Annotated in this window: 1 pseudogene; it reads right to left on the bottom strand. The window is 62.3% G+C overall.

Features of this window, described 5'->3' with window-relative positions:
* Nucleotides 1-648, bottom strand: a pseudogene (locus ACQ7C1_RS31780) (hypothetical protein); the annotation flags it as partial.

The following is a 648-nucleotide window of genomic DNA, read 5'->3' as shown; positions in this document are numbered from 1 at the left end:
GGGGCGCTCATCGACAAGATAACGCAGCACGATGACCGGCCCATAGGCGCAGAGCATCGCAACTTCAGGCCCCAGAGCTCGCGTTGCGGCAATCAGCAGAAGCAGGCTTCCGCCGAGCCAGACGACCTCGCTTAGACACTCGCGGGATGGAGCCCCGACGCCTGCTTTTTCGGCCATCCTCCAGTAGAGTGGCAACCAGAGCGCATTCAGGGCGACTTGAAAAAAGCTGGCATTGACAGCGAGCATGGTCGGATCGCTTCGAGAGAAGGCGCCAGCGACGATCGCGCCGTTGCCCATGCCGCCCCACAGGATCATTGTCTGGCTCAGCAGGCTGAAGGCCATGAGATAGACCGGTTGCAGGTCGAGCCTGCGCAACAACAGCATCGTCCCGACGATTCCGACGCCGAAGCCGGTCGCGGATTCTGAAAACGGGCCGATCAGGAAGCACGCAGCAAACAGCAGACGTCGCCTGGACTGCCTGTTCTGCCGGAGACTTTCGACGGGCATCGCTGCATCCCCAGGCCGAATAGCCATCTGCCAGAATAACAGCCCGCCCAGTATATATGGCACGACGATCCAGCCGATCCATGCGCCGCGAAAGAGCGCGCTGGCGCCGTCGCGCAACTGAAATTCGCCGGGCGCCGCGCC

The sequence above is a fragment of the Rhizobium sp. Nf11,1 genome (assembly GCF_050587665.1).
Lineage (GTDB): Bacteria > Pseudomonadota > Alphaproteobacteria > Rhizobiales > Rhizobiaceae > Rhizobium.
Note: the sequence above shows the minus strand (reverse complement) of the source record. Positions and strands in the feature narration are given on the sequence as shown.